Annotated in this window: 6 protein-coding genes; all 6 read left to right on the top strand. The window is 57.9% G+C overall.

All coding sequences use genetic code 11. From position 1 onward, the window contains the following. On the top strand, positions 1 to 1,796 hold a 1,796-nt coding region (locus AC3A6G_RS27220; protein ID WP_487875079.1), incomplete at its 5' end, for a VirB4 family type IV secretion/conjugal transfer ATPase. After that, complete coding sequence (gene virB5 / locus AC3A6G_RS27215) at positions 1,793 to 2,521, top strand: P-type DNA transfer protein VirB5 (protein WP_487875078.1); 729 nt, start codon at positions 1,793 to 1,795, stop codon at positions 2,519 to 2,521. The genes AC3A6G_RS27220 and virB5, both read left to right, overlap by 4 nt. Beyond that, positions 2,521 to 2,787: a hypothetical protein gene (locus tag AC3A6G_RS27210; protein WP_487875077.1), complete on the top strand. Its 267-nt coding sequence runs from the start codon at positions 2,521 to 2,523 to the stop codon at positions 2,785 to 2,787. Before virB5 ends, AC3A6G_RS27210 begins: the two co-directional genes overlap by 1 nt. A gap of 11 nt (positions 2,788 to 2,798) precedes the next feature. Then, positions 2,799 to 3,875 (top strand): TrbL/VirB6 family protein, encoded by a 1,077-nt coding sequence (locus tag AC3A6G_RS27205; protein WP_487875076.1) that lies wholly within the window; start codon positions 2,799 to 2,801, stop codon positions 3,873 to 3,875. Positions 3,876 to 4,181: 306 nt separating this feature from the next. Then, on the top strand, positions 4,182 to 5,021 hold the full coding sequence (locus AC3A6G_RS27200) for a VirB8 family type IV secretion system protein (RefSeq protein ID WP_487875075.1): 840 nt from the start codon (positions 4,182 to 4,184) through the stop codon (positions 5,019 to 5,021). A 13-nt stretch (positions 5,022 to 5,034) separates the two neighbouring features. Beyond that, on the top strand, positions 5,035 to 5,569 hold a 535-nt coding region (locus AC3A6G_RS27195), incomplete at its 3' end, for a TrbG/VirB9 family P-type conjugative transfer protein (RefSeq protein WP_487875074.1).

Here is a 5,569-nt window from a genome sequence, read left to right as displayed (position 1 = left end):
TCGCTCTTGTGTCCCACCACCAGCCGGCGTTTGAGGTCTTCCAAATCGTCTGTCATTTACGTTCCCACGTTGCTCTACGTGGGAACGTAGGCTGTCAGGTCATAGCCTGCGGCTCAAGGACGTGGTTCGTTGACCGCATACAGTTCGTGCTGTCGCAGAACTTCACCTTTCTCTCGAAAGCTGTAGCGATCGGACGCATGAAGCGCCAGCAAAGCCGCATGACAAATGCTGGTGACGTGGCGCAGTCGCAAGTCGACGAGATCAATGACGCGAAGGACGAACTGCAGAGCAATCGCTTTGTGATGGGCGCACACAACCTCGCACTGGTCATCCGCGGCGATGACCACAAATCTTTGAATGAGTTCGTGGCCGATGCCGGCGCGGCGTTGTCGGACTGCGGGATGAAATGGGCTCGCGAAGACGTCGGCATAGCAGGCGCGTTTTGGTCGCAGCTCCCCGGCAATTTCGAGTACCGCGTGCGTATCGGCGACATCACGAGCCGGAACTTCGCAGGCTTCTCCAGTCTGCACAACTACCCGATCGGCCGGCTTCGCCACAACCAGTGGGGCGACGCCGTATCGATGTTCGAGACGACATCAGGCGCACCGTACTACTTCAACTTTCATAGGGGTGAAGAGGGGCCCGACGCGAAACGCGTAGCGTCGATGGATCCGAATCACAAGGACTTGGCCAACACCATCGTGATTGGCAAGACAGGCACGGGCAAAACCGTGCTCGAAATGCACTTGCTGGCCCAGGTGCAGAAGTTCGCCAAGTTTCCGGCCAGCCACTTTGGCGTGAAAAAGCTGTCGTGCGTGATGTTCGACAAGGACTTGGGCGGGGCGGTCGCTGTGCGAGCGATGGGCGGCCGCTACTACCCGATCAAGAATGGGCTGCCGTCAGGCTGGAACCCGTTCCAACTGCCTGTGACGCCGGGCGCCCTGACGTTCCTCGAGAAGCTGATCAAGCAATTGGTGATGCACGAGAACTACCCGTTCACGCCTCGCCAAGACAAGGAGATCGCCGACGCGGTCGCCGGCGTGATGGTGGCACCGCAGCACCTGCGCCGTATCAGCGCTGTACTGGAGTTTCTGGACCCGACCGACGCGAACGGAGTGCATGCCCGCCTCATGAAATGGTGCGGCAAAGGAGCGCTTGCCTGGCTGTTCGACAACCCGATCGACACGCTCGATGTGGACAACTGCAACATCGTCGGATTCGATGTGACGGAGTTCCTGGAGAACGAAGTGACGCGGACCCCGACCATGATGTACCTCATGCATCGGATAGAGGCCTTGTTCGATGGCCGCCGAGTGCCGATCTTCATGGACGAGTTCTCGCGGCTGCTCGACGACAAGGCCTTCGCTGACTTCGGCAAGAACCAGCTCGTGACGATCCGGAAGAAGGACGGTTTTCTTGTGATGTTCCTTCAAGACCCGCAACAGGCCTTGGACTCACCTATCGCGTTCTCGATCATCAATCAGACCGCGAACAAGATCTTTCTTCCCAACCCCACTGCCGACCGCAAGGCGTACATCGACGGCTTCAAGCTCACCGAGCGCGAGTTTGAAATCGTCCGGTCGCTGGGAGAAAAGTCGCGCATGTTCCTGATCAAGACGGGACAGAACTCCGTCGTTGCGCAGCTGAACCTTCGCGGGTTCGATGATGAACTGGCCGTCCTTTCGGGCAACACGGCCACGTCTTTGCTGGCTGAGAAATTGGTGGCCGAGCTCGGTCCCGATCCAGCCGTGTGGTTGCCTGAGTTCCACAAATATCGCAAGGGAGAGATCCAATGAAACGCATTCTCAAGTTCATGGGTGGAGCAGCGCTTGCACTGAGCGGGCTTTTCAGCGTGGGCACTGCCTCTGCGCAGATCCCGGTGACCGATGTCGCGGCGATCGGACAGAGCGCCATGAACCAGGTCGAGACGATCGCCAAGTGGGCTGAACAGTACAAGCAACTCGAGCAGCAGATCAGCCAGTTGCGAGAGCAAAACCAGCAGCTCCAGACCACGTACAGGAGCATCAACGGAGTCCGCGGCATGGCCGACGTCGTCAACGACCCGGCGGGGCGCAAGTACCTGCCGGACGAGTGGCAAGCGACGATGGGTGCAATGGAAGGCGGCGGAAGCCTCTCTGCATCCCATCGTCAGATGATGGTTGCGATGGACGTGAAAAGCGCGGCCGCGCTGGGCCTGGGCGGAAGTTCAGGCATTGCCTACGACAACCAGCAGAAGCAAGCGGCGATGAATCGCGCAATTGGCGAAGAAGGCTATCGCCAGGCCAGCAAACGCTTCGGAACGCTGCAGCAGTTGTTGGAGAAGATCAAGCAGACACCGGATGACAAGGACATCCAGGAGCTGCAGGCGCGTATCCAGATCGAGCAAGTCATGCAGCAAAACGAAGCGAACAAATTGCACATGGTCGCGCAGCTGCAGCAGGCGCAGCGCGACATTCAGAACACACAAGCGCTGGATCGGCAAATGAAGTCGCTCAAGCGCACCGGAACAGGTGCTTGGTGATGGCCAGCATCGCGGCGGCGCGACGCATAGGTCTCTCGTTGGTAACGGCGGCCGCGGTAGGCCTGTCGCTGCAAGCGTGCTCTAAGAACGATGCCGATGTTGACGGTGTGCCAAATGTGCCCGACACCAAGAACATCGTGGTGGACGGGCAACGAATGACCCCGAGTGAATTCCGCGATAAATATTGCCAGCGGAAAATGATGAACGAGACGTGTCAAGCCGTCGTGATGCAGTCGCAAATGGACTCACTGATTCGAAAGAAATAGCAGGCACAACAATGGCGGGCTTCTATTCATCCCTGTTCACAAAACTGAGCGGCACCCTGGACACCTACGTGAGCAGCACGTCGGCGTCGATCATCGGAGCGATCACGCCGGTGGCGCGAACACTGGTGCTGATTTACATCTGCCTTTGGGGTTGGTCGATGATCCGAGGGGTCATCGAGGAGCCGATCACGGATGCTGTTTCGCGATTGGTGAGGCTGTCCATCATCGTTGCGATTGCTACCACCGGTGGGTACTACGCCACATACTTGTCCGATTGGATCTGGAACTCACCGGATCTGATGGCGAGCTACATCGCAGGGGATAGCGGCGTCACCAACGTAAATTTTCTTGATACGTTGTGGAATAAGGTCTATGACTATGGGGCCGCGTACGCAACAAAGGCCAAGGCCAATGCGACGCTGGGTGTACCGGACTTGACCATGATGTTAGCCGCGGCAGGGATTTGGGTTGCTGGTGTTCTTGCGACGGGTTACGCGGCATTTCTGTTGGTGCTCTCGAAAATGGCGTTGGCGATACTTCTTGGCATCGGCCCTCTATTTGTATTGTTACTGATCTTCGAGCCGACAAAGCAATTCTTCAATGCTTGGCTCGGCCAAGCGTTGAACTACGTCTTCCTGACAATGCTGACCGCTGCAGCGATCAAGTTGATATTCACATTGCTTGACGCGTATTTGCCGGCCACCGCACCAGCTGATCCGAGCCTGGAAAACGCAATTGCGGCAATCGCGCTGTTTGTAGTTGCATTCTTGGTTTTGATGCAATTGCCGTCACAAGCGTCAGCGCTGGGCGGCGGCGTAGCCGTGAGCACGCTAGGAGCCGTGGGCTCGCTCTACGGGCGCACTAAAGGCGCCGCTGGCACCGGCGTCCGCGCCGGCAAGGGCCTCAAGAACCTCTTGACGGGCAAGACGCTGAGCGACATCAGAGGTGCTCGGAGAACACGCGAGGTGAATCGCCGATGGGCAGAGCGTACCGCCGCGAGTCGCGCAGCAGCGCGCGAAGCCGGCGCGCCAAGCGCGGTCTACCGCAAGGTAACCACTAGCCGCGTCAATAGAGCACAAAAGGCTTAAAGGCCATTGCGGCCGACGCAATAAATGCGCATTAATGCGCAAATATTGGCACGCCCAATAACAGCAATAGACGGTACTTTGCGCGTACGATTTTCTATGTTTCGCGGCCGCATTTAATAAGAAAGAAAAGGGGAATGAAATCAGCTGTCACGTTAACAATGCTCTGTGCGTTGATCGCCGGATGCGCAGGAACCCCGCCGAAGCCTGCTAAGTGCTCCGGCGCCTTTTACCCCGTGAACGCGACAAGCGTAGTGGCAGCGAAAGCTGACGCTCAGACGGTAGCGCGGTTGTGCAACGGAGGCGGCGATGGCAAACAAAGCTAAGCCAGTGCCTGCCGAGAAGAGCAGCCAAGAGCGTTATTTCGCGGAAGCGAAATCGTGGGAAAGCAACCGAGTTCACCAGCTGGAGCGATCCACCCGAACGGCATGGACAGTGGCGATCGGGAGCGGTGTGATCTGCTTGGCTTCGGTTATTGCTGTCGCGGGACTCACGCCTTTCAAGGAAACCGAGCTGAGGGTAATCCGCGTCGACAACGCAACAGGCATTGTCGACGTGGTGAATGCACTGAAAGACGGAAAGGAAAACTACGGCGAAGCCGTCAATAAATACTTCATTCAATGGTACGTACGCTATCGCGAAGGCTATTTCAAGGAATTGGCGGAAGAGTATTACTACGCTACCGGGCTCATGTCTGGCTCGGTTGAACAGCAGCGCTACTTCGAAGCCTTCAATCCGAAAAACCCGCGCTCTCCGATCAACGTATATGGCCAGTACGCCAAGGTGAAGGTCGCGATAAAGAGCACGTCGTTTATCAGCCCGACCGTCGCGCTGGTTCGGTATACCAAGATGATCGAACGTGGCACCGACAAGCCCGAGCTGTCGCATTGGGCCGCGACAGTGACGTTCAGGTACACGAAGGCGCCCATGACGGAGCGTGATCGAGAGATCAATCCCTTGGGCTTCCAGGTGGTCGACTATCGCAATGACCCCGAAGCCGGGAACGACGCAGCAGGAACGAGCGCGCCGGCATCGACACAGGAATCGGGCGCTGAAATCACGATGGCACCAGGCGATCGCGTTTCGGTCCCATCACTGGCAGGGGCGGCCCCGGGCACAAGTGGAACCCAAGTGCCGCCGATTCGCTGAAAGGAGCAGGAGCATGAAAAAGTTTCTGTTGCTGCTGCTGATCGTGCCGATGCTTGCGTTGGCGGAAATCACCCCCAGCAGGGGCGCTGTCGACACGCGGGTGCGAACGATCGACTACGACCCTTCGAACGTCGTTCGCGTCAACACCTTCTACGGCGTCCTGACGCACGTGCAATTCGCGGAGAACGAGAAGATGACCGACGTGGCGGTGGGAGACACCGAAGCGTGGCAGATCATCCCGCGCGGCCGCAACCTGTTCATCAAACCGAAGGCGGAGAAGGCCGACACGAACGTGACGGTCATCACAGACAAGCGTACGTACCACTTCGCTTTCGTGGTCGAGCCGCGAAACTTGAAGGATGCGACCGCTTGGCGCGATCCGAACCTCGTCTATTCGCTGAAGTTTCGCTACCCGGACGAAGAGGCGGCAGCGCGCGTAGCTAAGGCAAAGACCGAGGAGGAGAAGCACAATGTTGAGTTCCATGCAATCCTGACCCGGCATTTCCATCCAATATTGACCCACCCTCTTTGCGAGCCTGGTGGCTCAC

It is taken from the genome of Variovorax sp. Soil_C_26 (assembly GCF_057657075.1).
The sequence above is the reverse complement of the archived record's forward strand: the minus strand, read 5'-3'. Positions and strand labels throughout refer to the sequence as shown.

Excerpts from the sequence above, each read along its gene's own strand:
- virB5 (WP_487875078.1), top strand. The coding sequence starts at position 1,793 with ATGAAACGCATTCTCAAGTTCATGGGTGGAGCAGCGCTTGCACTGAGC.
- AC3A6G_RS27205 (WP_487875076.1), top strand. The coding sequence starts at position 2,799 with ATGGCGGGCTTCTATTCATCCCTGTTCACAAAACTGAGCGGCACCCTG.
- AC3A6G_RS27200 (WP_487875075.1), top strand. The coding sequence starts at position 4,182 with ATGGCAAACAAAGCTAAGCCAGTGCCTGCCGAGAAGAGCAGCCAAGAG.
- AC3A6G_RS27210 (WP_487875077.1), top strand. The coding sequence starts at position 2,521 with ATGGCCAGCATCGCGGCGGCGCGACGCATAGGTCTCTCGTTGGTAACG.